General features: G+C 43.3%; 16 protein-coding genes. 3 read left to right on the forward strand and 13 right to left on the reverse strand.

Annotated features, from left to right (window positions below; all coding sequences use genetic code 11):
- Window positions 1-13: 13 nt before the first annotated feature.
- From FM038_RS16305 to rlmN, 9 genes are all read right to left on the reverse strand, one after another.
- Window positions 14-994 carry a transposase gene (locus FM038_RS16305; RefSeq protein ID WP_142874398.1) on the reverse strand — a complete coding sequence of 327 codons (981 nt, stop codon included), beginning with the start codon at window positions 992-994 and terminating at the stop codon, window positions 14-16.
- Window positions 995-2066: 1072 nt separating this feature from the next.
- On the reverse strand, window positions 2067-3539 hold the full coding sequence (gene der / locus FM038_RS16310) for a ribosome biogenesis GTPase Der (RefSeq protein ID WP_142874399.1): 1473 nt from the start codon (window positions 3537-3539) through the stop codon (window positions 2067-2069).
- A 186-nt stretch (window positions 3540-3725) separates the two neighbouring features.
- Window positions 3726-4913 (reverse strand): outer membrane protein assembly factor BamB, encoded by a 1188-nt coding sequence (gene bamB, locus FM038_RS16315; RefSeq protein WP_142874400.1) that lies wholly within the window; start codon window positions 4911-4913, stop codon window positions 3726-3728.
- Between the two features lie 10 nt (window positions 4914-4923).
- Complete coding sequence (locus FM038_RS16320; RefSeq protein ID WP_142874401.1) at window positions 4924-5544, reverse strand: tetratricopeptide repeat protein; 621 nt, start codon at window positions 5542-5544, stop codon at window positions 4924-4926.
- Between the two features lie 13 nt (window positions 5545-5557).
- Window positions 5558-6832: a histidine--tRNA ligase gene (gene hisS / locus FM038_RS16325; RefSeq protein WP_142874402.1), complete on the reverse strand. Its 1275-nt coding sequence runs from the start codon at window positions 6830-6832 to the stop codon at window positions 5558-5560.
- 426 nt (window positions 6833-7258) lie between these two features.
- The gene (ispG, locus tag FM038_RS16330) at window positions 7259-8374 is read right to left on the reverse strand and encodes a flavodoxin-dependent (E)-4-hydroxy-3-methylbut-2-enyl-diphosphate synthase (RefSeq protein WP_142874403.1); all 1116 of its coding nucleotides are present in this window, start codon (window positions 8372-8374) and stop codon (window positions 7259-7261) included.
- Between the two features lie 103 nt (window positions 8375-8477).
- Window positions 8478-9473, reverse strand: coding sequence for a RodZ domain-containing protein (locus tag FM038_RS16335; RefSeq protein WP_142874404.1), 996 nt, complete (start codon window positions 9471-9473; stop codon window positions 8478-8480).
- Window positions 9473-10261: a type IV pilus biogenesis/stability protein PilW gene (gene pilW, locus FM038_RS16340; RefSeq protein ID WP_142874405.1), complete on the reverse strand. Its 789-nt coding sequence runs from the start codon at window positions 10259-10261 to the stop codon at window positions 9473-9475. The genes FM038_RS16335 and pilW overlap by 1 nt, the downstream gene beginning before the upstream one ends.
- A gap of 31 nt (window positions 10262-10292) precedes the next feature.
- Entirely contained in the window at window positions 10293-11414 is a 1122-nt protein-coding gene (gene rlmN, locus FM038_RS16345; protein WP_142874406.1) for a dual-specificity RNA methyltransferase RlmN, read from the reverse strand.
- 343 nt (window positions 11415-11757) lie between these two features.
- Here rlmN and FM038_RS16350 point away from each other — a divergent pair, with 343 nt between their 5' ends.
- Entirely contained in the window at window positions 11758-12864 is a 1107-nt protein-coding gene (locus FM038_RS16350) for a CNNM domain-containing protein (RefSeq protein ID WP_142874407.1), read from the forward strand.
- A gap of 194 nt (window positions 12865-13058) precedes the next feature.
- Window positions 13059-14789 (forward strand): bifunctional metallophosphatase/5'-nucleotidase, encoded by a 1731-nt coding sequence (locus FM038_RS16355; RefSeq protein WP_142874408.1) that lies wholly within the window; start codon window positions 13059-13061, stop codon window positions 14787-14789.
- 22 nt (window positions 14790-14811) lie between these two features.
- Here FM038_RS16355 and FM038_RS16360 read toward each other — a convergent pair whose 3' ends face one another.
- Window positions 14812-15723 (reverse strand): LysR family transcriptional regulator, encoded by a 912-nt coding sequence (locus FM038_RS16360; RefSeq protein WP_142874409.1) that lies wholly within the window; start codon window positions 15721-15723, stop codon window positions 14812-14814.
- 160 nt (window positions 15724-15883) lie between these two features.
- Here FM038_RS16360 and FM038_RS16365 point away from each other — a divergent pair, with 160 nt between their 5' ends.
- A complete protein-coding gene (locus FM038_RS16365; protein ID WP_142874410.1) occupies window positions 15884-16579 on the forward strand; it encodes a pirin family protein in 696 nt (231 codons plus the stop codon).
- 30 nt (window positions 16580-16609) lie between these two features.
- Here the strand turns inward: FM038_RS16365 and FM038_RS16370 are convergent, their stop codons facing one another.
- From FM038_RS16370 to FM038_RS16380, 3 genes are all read right to left on the reverse strand, one after another.
- Window positions 16610-17149: a GNAT family N-acetyltransferase gene (locus FM038_RS16370; protein ID WP_142874411.1), complete on the reverse strand. Its 540-nt coding sequence runs from the start codon at window positions 17147-17149 to the stop codon at window positions 16610-16612.
- A gap of 156 nt (window positions 17150-17305) precedes the next feature.
- The gene (locus tag FM038_RS16375) at window positions 17306-17608 is read right to left on the reverse strand and encodes an NrfJ (RefSeq protein ID WP_142874412.1); all 303 of its coding nucleotides are present in this window, start codon (window positions 17606-17608) and stop codon (window positions 17306-17308) included.
- Window positions 17609-17840: 232 nt separating this feature from the next.
- Window positions 17841-18068, reverse strand: a complete 228-nt coding sequence (locus FM038_RS16380; protein ID WP_142874413.1) for a DUF3820 family protein — start codon at window positions 18066-18068, stop codon at window positions 17841-17843.
- Window positions 18069-18473: the final 405 nt, after the last annotated feature.

An 18473-nucleotide genomic window follows, 5' to 3' on the forward strand; every position in this document is an offset into this window, starting at 1 on the left:
AATTAACAGCTTGTCAGCTGCTGCAGAGCCACCTCTGGCAATTAGCTGCCCCTTGTCTGCGTTTTCGCTCTAAGTGCTCGCAGTAGACATCTAGCTCTTGGGGAGTACCAACAGGGCCTTTAAATAAGCGACTAAATTCAGTGGTGAGTTTCAGCCAGTTTTCTTGAGGAATATTGAGTCTATTAAGTATTTTCTGTGATTCAGGGCTAATTGCGCCTCGCTTATCGGCTCTGATTATTCGTCCTGTTTCATCAACCAGTTGTAGGTAATCTTTAGCACTAAACATGAGTCCTTTAACCATCTCTTTTCGCTCATTGCCTACAAAGGGTAAAAGTGCTGCGGGTTGCTCTCCCTTTATTGCTGCTTTGATGCGTTTTTTAATACTGGTGAAATCAGAAGTTTCAGGGGTCCCAGACACCTTAGCTCGAATTGGGTTGAGGTCAACATAGGCCATACAAGCTATAACTGCTGCTTCATCCAATAAAGCTTGGGATTTGAAACGTCCCTCCCAAAATCGCCCTGTACAGCCATCCTCTTTATTCGCTCTCCTGGCAATAGGTTCATTCAATGCGCGCATAAACCAACTAATATCACTTAGTCTACTTCGATATTGAGCAATCGAATGTTTCAGGCCAGAAACCTCGAAGCTTTCAATGACATCTCCTTGAGCAAACCTCTGAGTAATGTCAGAGCCTTTAAACAGTTGATGCCAGTGCTGTACCACCTCTTTATCTGTCCATGAATTGGCTTCGAAAATGTCGACTCTCAATACCAAGTGCAGATGGTTAGACATCACTGCATAAGCCGCTACATCTATCGCAAACACTTCGGCTAACTCAAGAATTCTTGACTCAACCCAATCTCGACGATGTTCATATGACTTTCCGGTAAATTTATCGACTCCAGTGAGCCAGGATTGCCGCACACATTTCGAAATACAGTGGTAAAACGGAGTGTCTTCGATACTGACTAATGTGCTTCTGGGTCTAGCCATAGCAACCTCAATGCAAGAGAGACTATTTAAGTTTAGTTGCAGCTTGAGAAAGCGGCAGAAATAATGGGTGGCTATGTTAAAGAGGGATTGATGTGAAAAAACTTGCTGGTGAAAACTTTAGTGTTGATGCAGCTACGAGCTTCGATTTCAAGGTGAGGTATCACGCAGTGGTGCTCTTCCAACGAGAGAATCGGGTGAATATTGCAAAGTAATAGACTTATGAACGAGAACTAGGGATTGCGAACTGGCTCTGAAATTGATTTACATTGTCGAGCTGGCTGCTAAACATGAAAGTTGTTTGAAATAGCTGTACTCGCTGGACAAGTTAAGTTCCATAAAAATTTGCCATTCCTCCACTGTTCCATAAGGATATGGAAAATGTCTTAAGAGTATCAACTATCTTGAAAGACACCGTGCTTAAGACCTTGGAAGTCAAAATTGCTTACGGCGTTCCACTGACCCTTGTAAAAACATAAGTTCACATGCCTCACCGACAGGTGATTGATTAAATTATAAGTGTAACCTTCAATTACTTATCCCATTACCAAAGGTCACTGTATTCCGGCTCAAGTTCTCTGTCGAAATTAAATAATACCAATAGGTATAAGTAAGTGGTCAATTCAGAGTTATTTTTTGGCAGCATAATTCAAGGCGAATGAGTTAGGAAATGGTGATCACTTTTGAACTCATTCAACACAGAAGTAGGCAGCCAAAAACACTCCTGGAAGGCGAGTTTTAGCACATCTGATACGGCGTTAACGAGCTTAAACGTAGAATAACTATGTCTCTCACTCGTTGCCTTGCCTCACAAGCGCTAAACTCTCGCTGAATGACCATATCTTTATACCGATTGGTATAAAACAGCGAACCTATACAAAATCAGCCAGAGTTAAACCAGGAAATGTGATCAGCCATCATTAGAAGGCATCTAGTGCCTATACAAATCCCCTCCTTCACCTTCCATGGCGATCACGGATAAGCATATCCATATGCAAAAAAGGCCAGTTAAAATGAATTAACTGGCCTCTTCAATAAAATAAGATCCTAGAAACGATAATCTAGTCCCTAAATTCTACTTTTCATCTTTATCTCTTATGTGGCTTATCATGCGCTTACGACGACGCTCTTGGCTCACAGTCAGCTTCTTAGTGTTCATGCCTTCAAACGGGTTACCACCGTCCTGGAAGCGTACCTGAATGGGTGTACCCATGACTTTCAATGAACGACGGTAGTAGTTCATCATAAAGCGCTTGTATGAATCAGGCAGGCGCTTAACCTGGTTACCATGAATAACCACGATTGGTGGGTTATAACCACCTGCGTGAGCATACTTAAGCTTAACTCGGCGACCGTTAACCAAAGGTGGCTGGTGATCGTCCTGTGCCATTTGCATGATCCGGGTCAGCATAGACGTACTTACACGGCGCGTGGCACTGTCATAAGCTTCTTCAACTGACTGATACAAGTGTCCAACACCTGTACCGTGTAACGCTGATATAAAATGAATTCGGGCAAAGTCGATAAAACCAAGACGACGATCAAGTTCGCTCTTGACGCGATCTTTAATTTCTTGATTAATACCATCCCATTTGTTAACCGCGATAACTAAAGCGCGCCCTGCGTTAAGGGCAAAACCTAGTAGACCAAGATCTTGCTCAGCAATACCTTCACGGGCATCGATAATCAACAAGACAACGTTACTGTCTTCGATTGCTTTCAGGGTTTTAATGACCGAAAACTTCTCTACCGTTTCATGCACCTTGCTACGACGACGAACACCTGCTGTATCGATAAGCACGTATTCACGGCCTTCTCGCTCCATAGGGATGTAGATACTGTCACGCGTGGTACCAGGCTCATCGTAAACAACGACACGTTCTTCACCTAAAATACGGTTAGTCAGCGTTGACTTACCCACATTAGGCTTGCCGATAATTGCCAACTTGATAGGCAGATCTTGTAAGCGTTTCTGCTCGGCTTCAGCATCTTCTTCGGTATATTCACGCTCTTCGCCATCTTCTTCGCCTTCACCCTCACGGTTCAGACCAAGTGCTTCAGCATATGGCGCCAATGCGTATTCAATCATATTGGTGACACCACGACCTTGAGACGCAGCCATCTGATAGACTTCACCTAAGCCTAATGCCCAAAACTCTGCACAAGCAGAATCAGCATCGATACCATCGACTTTATTGGCAACCACGAAAGTCGTTTTATCACGGCGACGTAGGTGCTCAGCAATAGAGTGATCGGCAGCAGTTAAGCCTGCACGAGCATCGGTTAGAAACAGTACAACATCAGCTTCTTCAATCGCTGCCAGTGACTGCTCAGCCATATGGGTCTCAATACCTTCTTCGGTACCATCGATACCACCGGTATCAACTACGATAAATTCGTAGCCAGAAAGGTGTGCTCGGCCATATTTGCGATCCCGAGTTAGCCCAGGAAAGTCGGCCACCAAAGCATCTCTGGTGCGCGTAAGGCGATTGAACAGGGTCGACTTACCTACATTGGGTCGCCCAACAAGGGCCACAACTGGAATCATTTTTATGCCTCTAATTTACTATTTTTTAAACTACAAATTCAATAACTCGGATCTTAGTCTATTTAAGAATAGTCTAAGCCGGTACTACATATTTTATGTGCTAAATACCCATGATTTAACAAAGGCATTTAACACAAAAAGCCCCCAGAACAAATTCCGAGGGCCTTTAATCAATTCAGATAAAGCTTACGGAAGCGTTATTCTAGCAACTTTTCCACTGCGAGTCTGAACATAAATCTTATCATTAACCACTAAAGGTTGGCTGTACAAGCCTGAACTATCAACCTGAACTCGGCCAACAAGCTTACCACTGGTTTTATCCAGGAAGTGTAGATAGCCTTCAAAGTCACCCACAACTATGTACTCATTGAATACTGATGCCGATGTTAATGTACGGTTTGTCAGTTCAGTATTACTCCAGCTTTCAAGACCATTACGTCTATCGATAGAGTAGATACGACTATGATCATCAACTAAGAACAGGCTAACACCTGAGTCGGCAAGTTCATTAAAACTTGAATACTTACGCGACCAAACAACTCGACCCGTTCTTAACTCCATGGAAACTAAGTTACCGTTGAAACCAACTGCATATAGGTTTTCACCGATAATCAGTGGCTTCATATCAATATCAGCCATACGGGTAAACTCATTACCACCTTTGGGCGTATAGATAGCTTGTTCCCAAGCAGCCTGACCATTATTCTTGATAATGACAGCGATCTTACCATCGGCTGTACCGACGAAGAAACCACCGGCTTCATAGTTAGCCGCACCCGTTCCACGAAGTGTTAACGTCGGTAGCTTTGACTCATAAACCCACTGTTTTTCACCATCGTCAACATTAAACGCTTCTAATGTCCCCGCACTGGTGCTGACGACGACAATATCTTCACCCACAGTGGGTGCAGAAAGCAATTCACCACCGGCGATCACCGACCATTTGGTGTCACCGGTTTGCGCATCTAATGCGCCAAGTAAGCCACTTTCACCACCGATGAACAACATATCTCTGGCAGCGGTCACACCGGCTGCTAGCTTAGCACCTTTGTTCTTAGCTAAGATATTGTCTTTAAATGCTGAACTGAAGTCTCGGCTCCAAACTTTGGCTCCAGTCGCTTCATCAAAAGCAACCACTTCACCATATCTATCAACCACAAATAATTTATCGTAACGCGCAGCCGGACGTAAACGTGAATAGTAATCACCTACACCCTGGCCAACATTGGTACTCCAGCTCACTTCAGGAAATACACTGGCCGTTAATTCGGGTAGCGGGCTAACCGGCTCATCTTCAACATCACTCGATGAACAGGCAGATAACAGACCGATACTCAGGCCACACGCGAGTAGTGTTTTACACCAAGACTTCATGGGCGATTCCTTATGCCTTGTTTAAATTATCTAGCTTCATCTGCAATGCAGGGCTTGCAGTTACGCCACCATTAGCAATAGCAGCTTGATAAGCAGATTTAGCTTGTTCTTCATCGCCTTTACGCACTAAGAAGTCACCTTTTAGCTCATCTCGTTGAGCACTAAAAGCTGGATCTGATACTTGCTCTAATGTGGTAATAGCAGTAGCAATTTGACCTTGCTCAGCTTGGACACGTGCTAAACGCATTGTCGCAACCATCACTAAACCTTTATCTGGTGCAGAAGCGACAACACTTTTCAATGTCACTTCAGCTTTTTCTAAATCACCCGCTTCAACTGCAGCTTTAGCCACAATAAGCTCAAGCAGTGACTGATAACCTTTCTGGCTGTGGTCTTTAGCAAAATTTTCTGCTGCGGTTAGCATGCTCGCATCGCTAATATTACCGGCGCTGACAGCTTGAAAAGCTTCAGATGCAGATTCTGCTTGAGCAAGCTTATAATCAGAATAATAGTTCCAACCAAATAAACCACCTAGACCAACCACGGCACCAACAACTATCGATGTGCCATAATCTTTCCAGAACTGTTTGATAGCATCTACTTGTTGTTCTTCTGTGCTATAAATTTCCACGTATTCTTCCTCTTTAAATCAGTTCTGCAATATAAGTCGCCAATCCGTCACGGGCAACTAATTCTTGTTCTTTCTTTTCGCGCAGGTATTTAATCGCTACTTGGTTATTAGCCAATTCATCTTCGCCGATGACTAAAGCAACCAGAGCACCACTCTTATCTGCACGTTTCATCTGTTTCTTAAAGTTTCCACCACCACAGTGACTCATCACGCGAAGGTTAGGCAACTCTGAACGAAGCGACTGAGCAATCTTAATGGCTTCAAGCTTACTCGCATCACCCATAGCGGTGACATATACATCCACAGTAGCCGGAATGTCTTTCGTTAGCTCTAATGTCTCAAGCATTAACACAATACGCTCGAGACCCATCGCAAAACCAACTGCTGGTGTATTTTTACCACCTAACTGCTCAACTAGACCATCATAACGACCGCCTGCAAGCACAGTGCCTTGCGAACCTAAACTAGTAGTAACCCACTCAAAAACAGTACGATTATAATAATCTAACCCACGAACTAAACGTGGATTAATGACGTATTGGATACCAACAGCGTCTAAGAGTTCACATAAATGTGAAAAATGTGCGCGAGTCTCTTCGCCTAGATAGTCCATTAACTCTGGAGCATCGACTAGAAGCGCCTGAACGTCTGGGTTCTTAGTGTCTAATACACGTAATGGGTTGCTGTACATACGACGCTGACTTTCTTCATCAAGCTGCTCTTTAAATTGCTCTAAATAGGCAATCAAGGCTTCACGGTAAGCGGCACGCTCTGCTGGATCGCCTAGAGTATTCAGCTCTAATGTCACATGTTCAGTGATGCCAAGCTTTTCCCATAGACGGGCTGACAGCATCAAGACTTCAGCGTCAACATCGGCACTGCCGATACCATAAACTTCAACACCGAATTGATTAAACTGACGATAGCGACCCTTCTGTGGGCGCTCATGTCTAAACATAGGCCCCATATACCAGAGGCGCTGCTCTTGGTTATAAAGCAAACCATGCTCATTGCCTGCTCGTACCGTTGATGCGGTACCTTCAGGGCGAAGAGTCAGGCTGTCACCATTTCTGTCGTCGAAGGTGTACATCTCTTTTTCGACAATATCGGTGACTTCACCAATCGAACGTTTGAAAAGGTCGGTACTCTCAACAATGGGAGTACGGATCTCACTATAACCATATGCACTCACGGTTTGACGAAGTACGGTTTCTAGTTTTTGCCATAGAGGGCTTTGGGTTGGCAGAATGTCGTTCATTCCGCGAATCGCTTGGATCTGTTTTGCCACGATATAGACTCGTCCGATTTAGCTATAAAATTAAAAACGCCCCGCAGTATATCTTGCAGGGCAGTATAATACCAACTCGATTAAATTTATGACCTATTCAGAGCTTTCTCAGGGCTTTAAATTCAAGGCGCATTGTTGAAGAAATGGTTATTCCCTTTTGAGACAGTGCAACGCAGAAGTGGAAGCACTGAGAAGCTCACGTAGTGCGGCTTTAAAAACACTTCATGCTGCGCAAGAGGCTCTCGATATAGAACAACTATTAGCTTCAATCCCCTTGCTTGCCTACAGCGCTTTTAATTCCCGCTGAATGGTCACTAATTTAAAAGAGTTGGTACTCTCAAACTCAAAACTGTTAATTTGCAAATAGTGCGAAACAAAAAAGCAGATTCAGCAGTAAACCATGCCCAATCTGCTTAAAAGAAGTACTTATTTGCTAAGATCTTTGGCCGGGATCCTGTCGTTAATCATAGAGGCTTTCGCTCTGATCTTAGCTTCCAGTGAATCAACAATATTATCATTGTCGAAACGTTCCTTCTGCCTCACGCCACCATCGAAGTAACCGCTCTTACGATTGCCTCCGGTTAAGCCTATATCTGATACTAGCGCTTCACCCGGTCCGTTGACCACACAGCCAATAATAGACACATCCATTGGCGTGACGATATCTTCTAAGCGTTGCTCTAACTCATTAACGGTGGAGATCACATCAAACTCTTGTCGAGAGCATGATGGACACGCGATAAAGTTGATGCCACGAGAACGAATGCGCAATGACTTTAAGATATCGAATCCAACTTTAATTTCTTCAACGGGATCTGCCGCTAAAGAGATACGCAGTGTGTCGCCGATTCCTTCGGCCAATAGCATGCCCAGACCAACAGCAGATTTCACCGAACCCGCTCTTGCACCGCCGGCCTCGGTAATGCCGAGATGGAGTGGCTGGACAATCTGTTTAGCCAATAGGCGATAAGCTTCTACCGCAAGAAAAACATCAGAGGCTTTCACACTGACCTTAAACTGATCGAAATTGAGTCGGTCCAAGATATCGACATGACGCATAGCAGACTCAAGTAGCGCAGCAGGAGTAGGCTCCTTGTACTTATCCATTAAATCTTTTTCAAGTGAGCCGCCATTGATGCCAATACGAATTGGAATATTGTGATCACGAGCACATTCAACAACACTTCTTATCCGCTCTTCGTTACCTATGTTACCTGGATTGATACGCAGACAATCCACACCGTATTCAGCCACTTTAAGCGCGATACGGTAATCAAAATGTATATCAGCAATCAAAGGAATATTGGTTTGTTGCTTAATCAGCTTGAACGCTTCGGCGGCATCCATTGTCGGGACAGAGACACGAACGATGTCTGCACCCACATTTTCCAGCGCACGGATCTGAGCAACAGTTGCAGCAACATCTGTTGTACGAGTATTAGTCATCGACTGAACCGCTATGGGGGCACCATCACCAATAGGGACATCGCCAACATAGATACGGGTCGAAGCACGTCTTTTAATCGGATTCTCGTTGTACATCTTATTTACTCTATCTATTCCGCTATTGATAGCGACAAACTAAATACTGTCCATGTCTGTTGCCGCATTATCGATTCAATACAACGGCAACGAACAAGATATGTTAACTGGCTGAAGGTAAAGTTAAACGGGCTACTCGGCCACTGGAATAATCACTAAGACTCACAGCTTGGCCATTTAATTCAATATTTACCACTTGCGGAGCGCCTAGGGTCAGCTTAAATGGCGCTTCTCCCGACACATTTAAACGACTTCCAGTTTTTTTAAGGTCGTTTATCAAAACTTTTCCAGACGCATCCGTCACATTAATCCAGCAATCGCCAGATAAGGTTAACAACAGGGTCGAGTGACTGGATGAGTTTTGGTTAACATTTACGGCTTCATCAAGCATTGCTTTATCAATAACAACTTCACTGACTAAAGTACCAGCGGCTTCATCGATAGCAATAGCATCTGAGCTATCGAGCCGGTTGTCGATAAAATCATTGGATGAACTGATATTCGCCATGCGGGGTTCAGCTGAAATCAGATGAGTAGAGTTATCTCCACTCATCTGGTCAACAGGTTGAGCGTTTGACATATCTTCTCTGGCATCGGCGACTGATGAATCAGCGATCTCTTCAGCGGTGGGTTTTGAGAAGTCTATCGCTGATAGCGTATCTGACTTTTGCACCCACCAAAGCACTAATAAGCCTAATAAAATAAAAGCGATTAAATAGGTGACAAACATGAGTCTGCCATCACGGGCCTGACGGGTCGTTTTACGTGAAAAGCTTTGCATTTCTGGGGCACTAGCTTTAGGGATTTGCTTAGCTAAACAACGTTGAATGGCTTTAGAGTCGGCTTGGACAATACGAGCGAAATTTTTAACATAGCCTTTTACATAGATGGGCGAAGCGATCTGTTCAAACTTATCGGCTTCTATGTCCTGTACAATACAGGGACGTAAGTGCAGTTGCCCTGCGATATCGGCAATGCTGACTCCCATTTTTTCACGGGAATGTTTTAACAGTGACCCAATCGTCTCTTTATCGGGTGTGTCTGAATCTATTTGATTAGCTGCTTCATCCTTGAGCACATCGATTTGTTTTTTTGTCATCAGTGCATACTGGCTCGATATTGCTTGGCTTGAACCGATGCAGGAAACTTAGCTAAGAGTAAAATACCAAATCGTCTTGCTGCATCAAGGTCATTAAGGCCTTGCTCAATGGTTATTCCCAACGTCAAACTTTCGGCTGACTCTACGACGACTCGATGATAACGAACTAATTGAGTACGTGCTTTAAGATAGTCACCAGTTTCAACGTCGATCTCTGTTAATTCTATTAAAGACACTTGCCTTCTTGGGTCATATTGCAATGCCATACCGAAGTATTTCTGCGCTTTTTCTAACTGACCCGCCTTACGGCTGCAGATCCCCAGGTTTTCATAACTGGCAGCTGCACGAGTATATGCAGGCATTTTGATTGCCCTGAGGAAAACGGCTTCTGACTCTGGAAATTTTTTCTGTTTACAAAGAAACACACCAAAGTTGTTCATGCCATCGCCAGTCGCATCACTGCTATTAATCGCCTTGCGATAATAATTTTCAGCACTCTCCAGCTCACCGACAGTCTGATAATAATAAGCCATAGATACATTCACAGCTTCAATATCTGGGGCAAAACCCACCGCTTTATTCAGGTTGAACTTGGCCTGCTCACTGTTGCCTTTTTGCAAATATGTCAGTCCGAGTTGCGCCCTTTGCTTCGCGGCTGCAACATTATCAAAAGCACGCTCTGCAACGGGTATATCCGTACCACTATATAATTCCTGACTAACACACCCTGTCAACATACTTGCAGACAAGATGATTAGCGGGGTAATTCTTAGCAATCCGTGCATCATTCACATGCCTATCTATCAAAAATTCAGGGAGTTAGTTTATTGTGACTGAAATTTGACTTTCTTGCATGCGTTTTTTCGCTAAACGCTTGGTTCTATCTCTAATATCGCCGGCAAGCTGGCCACAAGCGGCATCAATATCATCTCCACGAGTCTTTCTTACAATCACTGTGAGACCGTATTCCATAAGCACTTTAGAGAAACGATCGATGCGAGAATTAGAAGAGCGACCATAAGGTGAACCAGGATAAGGGTTAAATGGAATTAAATTAACCTTACATGGCGTGTCTTTCATTAACTTAGCCAATTCGTGAGCCTGATCGGTACTGTCATTGATATGATCTAGCATGACATATTCAACGGTAACACGGCCACGGTTAGCATTAGACTTAGCAATATAGCGGCGAATACTCGCTAAAAACTCTTCTAATGGATATTTTTTGTTCACCGGCACTAACACATCACGCAATTCATCATTTGGTGCATGAATGCTCACAGCAAGGGCGACATCCAGTGCGTCCCCAAGCATATCAAGCGCAGGAACAACCCCAGAGGTTGAAACGGTTACGCGGCGTTTAGAGAGGCTGAAACCAAAATCGTCAAGCATGATATCCATCGCTGGGATCACGTTTTTAAGGTTTAACAACGGCTCACCCATCCCCATCATCACGACGTTAGTAATAGGACGTTCACCCGTTGTTTTAACAAAACCAATAAAATCAGCAACTCGCCAAATTTGGCCAACGATTTCTGAAACGGTCAGATTACGGTTAAAGCCCTGTTGTGCCGTCGAACAGAATGTACATTCCAGTGCACAACCCACCTGTGATGACACACAAAGTGTTGCTCTATCACCTTCAGGGATGTAAACCGTTTCAACTTCTTGGCCGTCGCCGACATTGATGGCAAATTTAATGGTGCCATCTTCAGATTTTTGATAGCTTGATATCTCAGGCGCAATAATTTCACAACGAGCAGCAAGCTTGGCGCGTAATACTTTGTTGATGTTAGTCATTTGTTCAAAATCACTCATGCCAAAATGATAAATCCATTTCATCAACTGATCGGCACGGAATGGTTTTTCACCCATATCGGTGAATAACGCTCTTAATCCTTTACGATCAAGATCCAATAGATTGATCTTCTTTTCACTCATTTTGACTAACCTCAACACTTAACTGATCGAATACCTGATACAGGGCGGCGAATTATACAGATTTGTGACTATATTAGCTAGTGACATAAGCTGCAGTGCTATCAAGGGCAAACATTTGTAGATGGTCTTGCGACATTACCGCACACACGCCTTTGTTTCATTTCGCAAAAATGAACTCACCATACGATATTCACACCTAGCACAGAGTAATCAATAGCGGCAACATATACGATAAACATAAACTAGGCTTAATCTTGTCGAACTTACAGTCGCCTTTGACGTACCTATGGCTTATGGTAGAATTCCTTTGGGCTAATATCGGTCCGTCATTGTAACGCCATAAATGATCACCCTCATTATAATTGTAGCTGTCGCTATTGGAGTCTCTTTTCTTTGTAGCGTCTTCGAAGCTGTCTTACTTTCAGTAACACCTAGCTACATCGCAAATTTGACGCAATCTAATCCTGAGGCTGCAAAACGTCTTGGACTACAAAAAGAAAACGTTGAATCACCGCTGGTTTCTATTCTAACCCTCAATACAATCGCACATACGGTAGGTGCAGCAGTGGCTGGCGCTCAAGCCGCGAAAGTATTTGGTAGTGATATGCTCGGTGTATTTTCAGCCGTGCTGACCTTTTTGATTTTATTTTTCTCAGAAATCATTCCTAAGACTCTTGGCGCCAACCATTGGCGTAGACTTGCACCAGGGGTTTCTATTGCGCTTTTATGGATGGAGCGCTTGATGAAACCGCTCATTTGGATGTCAATGCAGGTGACTCAATTGCTCGGCAAAGGTGATAAAGGTCAGTATATTCGTCAAGAAATGAGTGCAATGGCTAAAATAGGTCAAGAATCTGGTGAACTTGATGCACAAGAGTCGAAAATTTTGACGCAAATGCTGTCTGTAAAAGAGGTGCCCGTCAGAGCCATAATGACCCCCAGAACTGTAATGTTTAGTTTGCCATTTTCTCTGCCTCAACAAGAGTTTGCACAGCGGCATAAAAGCTCGCCATTTACCCGTATCCCGATATACGACAAAGATCCCGACGATATTATTGGTTTTATCAACCGCAATGAGATCTTATTGGCCGAGCGTAAAACCCCACAAGCACAAATAGGTGAACTGAAACATAACTTAGTCATTGTGCCTGAAACGGCTAAAATTCTGCCTCTATTCAAATTATTAATTAAGCGCAATACCAAGATCGCTATGGTCGTTAACGAATACGGCACCGGTGAAGGTATAGTGACCTTAGAAGATATTATTGAGTCTTTGTTAGGACTTGAAATTGTCGACAGTAATGACCCGGTCACAGACATGCAGCAGCTTGCCCGTAAGCAATGGGAGAAGCGCATGATAGATAAAGGTATTCGTTTATCTGATGACGGTGAATTTGAATCTTACCTTGAAACACCAAAGAGTGGTTTAAAGAAGAAAACAGTAAGGTAGATTTAGCGACCTTGATATAAAGGGGGAGCACATGCTCCCCTTTGTATTTTTAATTCGCTCGGTTGTATACCTAGTTTAATCTGACTTGATAACCCTCAGTGACAAAGCTTGCCGGACTAAATCTAGATTTATATTTTTTGTCTTTAGCAATCGGTGATATTATCCTCAGCCACATAAAAGATAGAAATTAAGTCATGCCTTATACCTTAAAACTTGCCCACATCAACGACACCCACTCTCACTTCGATGCTAGCCGCGTAAAGCTCAGCTTAAACGCTCAAGCTAAACAGTTCGATATCTATAGTCACAGTGGCGGTTATGCGCGGATCAAATACCAGATCAGCCAGGCAAAAGAACAGGCCAGCAAAGATAATCAAGCTTTTCTGTTCCTACATGCTGGGGACAGTTTTCAGGGCACCTTATATTTCAGACAATTCAAAGGTGTGGCTAATGCCCATTTGCTCAATCAGCTACAACCCGATGCCATGGTTCTGGGTAACCATGAGATCGATGCGGGTAATGCACCCGTTTTATCTTTCCTGAATAATATTGAATTTCCCTTACTGGCAGGAAATATGGATCTCAGTCAGGAAGACCCTCATAAAACCAGCCCAATGCGCGGTCATCCAAGATTATTCGATTATGATAATGAAACCGGCTTAGCCAAAGTATTATTTAAGCAGATCCATGATAAGCCTTTAGCAATTATAGGTATCACGTTAGATCAAATGACTGATATCGCTAGACCCGATCCAGATACGCTTTTTGTCAACGCTGTCGACACAACAAGAAAAACAGTTAGGCAGCTAAAATCTCAGGGCATTGATCACATTATACTGCTGAGTCACCTAGGTTTAGATCAAGATAGAGCACTGGCACAGGCTATCGATGGGATCAGCCTCATTGTCGGCGGGCATAGCCATACTCTACAGGGAGACTTTAAACCTCTTGGCTTAAGCGCGACGGTTTATGGTGAACAAATCAATGGCACACCGATATTACATGCAGGTAAACATGCCGAAACTTTCGGTTTGGCTGACATCAGATTCGATGCCAATGGAGTAGTGACCCAGCTCAATGGTCACAACTATTTCATGTTAGATCAGCAGTTTATTCTTGAGTCTGAACAAGGGGTCACACCCGAGGATTATGACGCTGTCCGCTTGCAATTAGAAACACATCCCGGGATCCTCTGGCAACAAGAAGATCCCAGCATCACTGAGATCATCGCCACTCAATACCGCCCATCGATTGAAGCATTAGATAAGCAAGTTTTAGGATTTGTTCCTAAAGATCTTATTCACACACGTTTACCCAGTAAGGCTTTACCTCATGGTAGTGAAATTGCACCTTGGGTGTGCAAAAGCATCTACCACGAAGCAAGACGTATCCATGATAATATTGATTTTGCGCTGCATAATGCCGGCGGTGTGCGCCAATCACTCAGTAAAGGCAATTTAACCTTAGCGGATGTTGTCGGTAGACTACTGCCATTTGACTTACCTTTAGTAAAATATCAAATTCTGGGGCTGTATCTATTTGATGCTCTCGAGTCAGCGATTAACTCAGCCACCAATAACAGCGTGACCGGTACAGGGGCTGGCAGCTTTCCTTACACCTATGGGCTTAAGTATTGCTATGACGGCAGAAAACCACTAGGCAGGCGTATCCTCTCATTGGAGATACTTTGTTCTACCAGCTTCGAGGAAACCTGGATTGCAGTCGATAAACAGCAGAAATATGTGGGTGTATCGTCAGCATATACGGCTTCAGGTAAAGAGGGCTATCAGCCTCTGCTTAATGCCCAATGGCAAAGGCCTATTGCAGAATTGACCTTACCCAATGCCTTTATTCGTTTCATGGAGCGGGCACAGACGCTGGAAAATAAGCTTTCTCCTCAGCTCAGCTATACCAGTCACAGATAGCAAGCTAACTCGCTAGAATAGATTAATTAGAGTCAAGCCCCCAGTCGGCTTGACTCAACCTATCGATAAACCAGTTTAAAGCATTACCCTCAGCATCTTTTTTCCAAGCCATATAAATTGTCTGATTGGGCCTGGCAACTTGTGTTTGCCTGATCAATAACGCGCCACTCTCTAACTCAGAAGTAATAAGATGTTTTGGAATGAACCCAACACCTAGGCCCAAGGATTGCGCTTTAATTTTGCTCTGCATGCTGCGCACTCGGATCACTTGTCGACTATCAAAAATTCCAGACGAGCGTTGAGCCAGTGTTACTGAGGTATCAGCGACAACAATGGACGGATATTTCAATAAGGTTTCACTGCTGATAATCGTGTTATCTGTTGATGAGTTAGCCAATGGATGAGTTGAACTGATAACGAAAACAAACTCTATCTCACCAATTCTCTTAAGATGATACTCCCCTTTTGGCAGATCTTTGGTCACACCAAGGGCAATATCCGCCCTCGCACTATGTAAAGCGTCCCAGCCTCCACCAAGTGATTCATCTAGAATGGATAAAGAAACTTGCTGACCCAGCTCAGTAAATTCACCAATGATATTCAACAACACATCTTCGGAAATCACAGTGTCTTTGGCTAACACTAAGCTAGACTCCCAGCCCGTTGATAGCTGTTTTACCGCTTCCTCTAACCTTAGTGTTGCTTTAAGGATCTCCCTACCCTGCTCTAAAACGAGTAAACCCGCTTGGGTTAACACGGCTCTTTGTCCACCGCGATCAAAAAGTTTGACGTCAAGTTCGTCTTCCAAGCGGCTCATTGTATAAGTTAACGCCGATGGCACCTTGTAAAGAGACTCGGCAGCTGAGGCGAAGCTACCTTTTGTATCAATCGCATCAAGGACTCTTAATGCATCTAGGCTTAATGGAGAAGACATAACCCACCACTTCAAATAATTTGAACTAACTATTCAAAATGTTCCGATTTTCTAGCCTTTAAGTCAAGAGTAAGCTTGTATTCAACAGCTAAGGCATCAGTCGATGAGCATATAGCGAACGCAATTAAGTCATAAACACACGGTAAAGAAGGGGATTAATATGATTGATATCAGACTCGCGAATCAAAGAGGCAGGGGTCAGTTTAGCTGGCTAAGCAGTAAACACAGCTTTTCATTTGCTGACTACCATGACACTGAACGTATGGTTTTTTCATCACTGAGAGTCATCAATGATGACACTGTCGCTGCAGCTGCTGGGTTCGACACTCATGGTCACAGAGATATGGAGATAATCAGTTATGTCACCATGGGTGAAATGGCCCACAAAGACAGCAAAGGTAACATCCAGGCACTCCCTGCCGGAGAATTTCAGTTGATGTCTGCAGGAAGAGGCATTTATCACAGTGAATTTAATGTGTCACAAGACTCACCACTTCAATTTTTGCAGATCTGGATAGAGCCTAATGAATTAGGCGGTGAGGCCAGCTATCAACAGAAATCGTTTACCCAAACAGGGCCAATAACTGCGATAGTCACCCCTTCAGGTGAAGCGGGCACCTTAAAGGTTAAGCAAGATGCCTACCTCTATCGATTGTCATTGGCAGCACAGCAACAAGTCAGCTACGACATTAAACCGCTGCGTAAGGTGTATATTCACCTTATTCAAGGTCAACTGACGATTGGAGGTGCCAAGCTTACGGCGGGTGATGGCGCAGCAATCACACACTTGAGTCAGCTAGAGTTACAGGCTCAAGGCGATAAAGAGGCTATTGGCTTGCTATTTGATTTAGCATAGCGAATGAGTAACTTAATACACCTAAGGTATTTATGTTAGCCCTTGTGTGTGGCACCGTTGCCTCTTTAAATCCGTTAACGGCTTACTCATCAAATAACCCATAATGATCTGACCTAACTTTTCCTGATAGCTTTTATGATTAACCTTAAAGCCATAGGAAAGAAACAGTGACTTTGACAAACGAGATGCATCGACTGTTAGATCAGTATAACCCTGCGCCCTCGCCCATACTTCCATGGTCTCATATAAAGATTTAGCAAGACCTTCTCCTTGATGTGCGGGGTGTACATACAAGCTATCAATATAACCTTGGCCATAATAGCCCGTCTCAATGTTGGTAAAGCCACAACAGATATGCTTTCCTGCTGATATGACACTGCTATCAACCACGAGCCAGGCTTTTGTCTGGCTCATGCGTTTGTGCCAGTGGTAAGCAGATCTGGGCTTAGCTGACCAAGCAGACTTATCTGCTGCACTGTATTGCGACTCATCTATAGCATGAATGGCATCGTGGAAAAGCTGACTAACACTTGGTGCATAAGCCGCTTGATAGGGGATAACTGAATACATTAATACTGGCTAAAAAAGAGAGGGTGGAGCTAGTTTGCATGAGAAACGCTATGAGATAAATACAAAAATGGTGGCGATCGCCAAAGCAATCAAACCACCATTAAAAGTCGCTAGTAATAGCGGCTAATTAAAGCCAACTTATTATAGGGATCAAATTTACTTTTTATCGATACGACCAACAAACAACAACTCATCGAACGTACGATCGAGTGTTTTACTGGTAAAGTCATTCATCCACATCTGCTCTTGAACAACCACTTTATCGCCTTTTTTGATCTCTACTTGAGGACCAGCAACCCAGAATGTCTTGTCAGACTCTTTAATTTGAACATAGGTGTAACCACCGCCATTCATGGTATCTAATACTTCACCTTCGTGAACAACACCAGCAGCCCATGCACTTGAAATACCTAATGCGAGAGTGGCAACCGCTGCCAGTTTGATTAATTTAGCTATCATTGCTAGTTCCTTAATTTCAATGTAATGCGGTTATTAAAGCACGCTGAAAATAATAAATCTCTAATCAAAATCACAAACTGCCTAGCAATAGATAACTTTTAGAGCAAGATCTCACTCTCACTTATTTTACAAAAGATTTGGGAACTTTATTTCTTAACCTGAGGAGATCAATAAAGCGAGTCTGATAGGTCAAACTCTCTACACCAAGCAAGCAGAAATATCCGAGATATCATTAGAACCTATGACTGGATTTTTCCAATAGCGGCTCTAGCATACCTTCTAAACCGTTAAGTTTAATCTCATACATTAAGGCTAATTGCTCTCCGAGCTTTCCTTCAGGAAAACCTTTCGAATGAAACCACACCAAGTAAGGCTCTGGCAACTGCAGCAATTTTCTGCCAGCATATTTGCCGAAGGGCATTTTTTGATTAATTGCATCAAGTAACATCTGTTCATTCATGATCTGAGCTCAGGTTATTCAATAAACTTTTTGGCAGGATAACCGAGAATAGATAAAGCACAAGCAGAAAGCCTTCAACAGTTAAGATAATGAGCCAGAAACCAATAATCTCACCTAGCCCCCCTAAAAGTACTAATACAACAATAACAAATTAGAATAACTGATGACTATCATATAAATATTTGTCATATGAAACTTAGATATCGACTGCATATTTATGCGTTCAACTCAGGTATTAATACAATATACTTTCCGCCTGTTAACAAATCCAACTGTAACTTACTAATAACACTTGTCTAAATTTGTGCATAGCTAGTCAGTTAACCTTGCGTCAAAAATCAGGCGGAAAGAGTATTCTGTCAAGGTTACGTCACCACTACACTTTCGACTCCACATAGAAAAAAT

The organism is Shewanella eurypsychrophilus, assembly GCF_007004545.3.
Classification (GTDB): Bacteria; Pseudomonadota; Gammaproteobacteria; order Enterobacterales; family Shewanellaceae; genus Shewanella; species Shewanella eurypsychrophilus.